A 1,213-nucleotide genomic window follows, 5' to 3' on the forward strand; every position below is an offset into this window, starting at 1 on the left:
GAACTTCATTCTATATACCCGAATAGGGTTATAGGTGTTGGCGTACTCATCAGCATAGATCACTTTGGTATGATCAAAAATGGATTTATTTGCAGTCATTTTCACTCCCGACTCACTTAAGAGCTTGTCTTAACTGGGGTTCTGTTTTAACAGCACGAGAAATAACAGCGAGGAACACGAAAATGGAGAGATGCACAAGGCATAAATAGGAGGTGTGTTCTTGCTGATTCCAACGTACTCAAAATTAATTTTGAACAGTGTTCGTTTGTTCGGAATTCTAAGAGAAAAACCGCGGCAGGTATTGTATGAGTGAGTAAGGAAGTGTCAGGACACTTTGCCGCGTGGCGTCATTTTTTCTTACGCGCAGCGATAGTTTTTCTTGCTCGTTGAAACTGCGCATCGTTTGTACAGTGAGCTTCTCGAAAACAAGTTCATGAATGACACGAAGGAAAAACAATGGCACACCTATCTTACTGGTTTAAGCAAGCGCTTGAACTTGAACAGCCTCAACCAGCTAAGCCACTGAATGAAGATATCGACGCTGATGTCGCGATTATTGGTGGTGGTTACACCGGACTTTGGACCGCCATTATGATCAAACAGCAAGCACCGAAAAAGCATGTTGTTGTGATAGAAAAGGGGCTGTGCGGTAGTGGCGCGTCTGGAGCGAATGGTGGTTGCATGCTGACTTGGTCGACAAAGTTTCCGACCTTAAAACGTTTGTTTGGTGAAGCTCAGGCTGCTTGGTTAGTCAAAGAGTCCGAACAAGCCGTGCTTGAAATTGACGCGTTTTGTAAACAGCACCATATTGATGCTCAGTTGTCGCTTGAAGGCGTGTATTACACTGCAACAAATCACGCGCAAGCGGGCAGCATGCAACCTGTCGTCGATGAGCTTTCACGTTTAGGCGTCAATAGTTGGCGTCGCTGCAAAGAAGATGAGCTGCACGCAAATACAGGCTCCCCCCGTCATCTTGAAGGTTTCCATTCTTCGGTTGCTGCTAGCGTCCAACCCGCGATGTTGGCTAGAGGTTTGCGCCGAGTCGCATTAGAAATGGGGATCGAAATCTTCGAAAACACACCAATGACCAAATTGGATTTTGGCCAACCAGCTACCGTGAGCACTCCTGACGCACAAATACAAGCAAAGCAGGTTGTGCTGGCATTAAACGCATGGATGGTGGAGCACTTTACGCAGTTCAAAAACAGTATCG

Annotated in this window: 1 protein-coding gene; it reads left to right on the forward strand. The window is 46.1% G+C overall.

All coding sequences use genetic code 11. The features are described from left to right. Nucleotides 1–456: 456 nt before the first annotated feature. Nucleotides 457–1,213, forward strand: a 757-nt coding sequence (locus R7P67_RS25180; RefSeq protein ID WP_318086367.1) for an FAD-dependent oxidoreductase, incomplete at its 3' end; no start/stop codon positions are given.

The organism is Vibrio sp. Vb0937 (assembly GCF_033338855.1).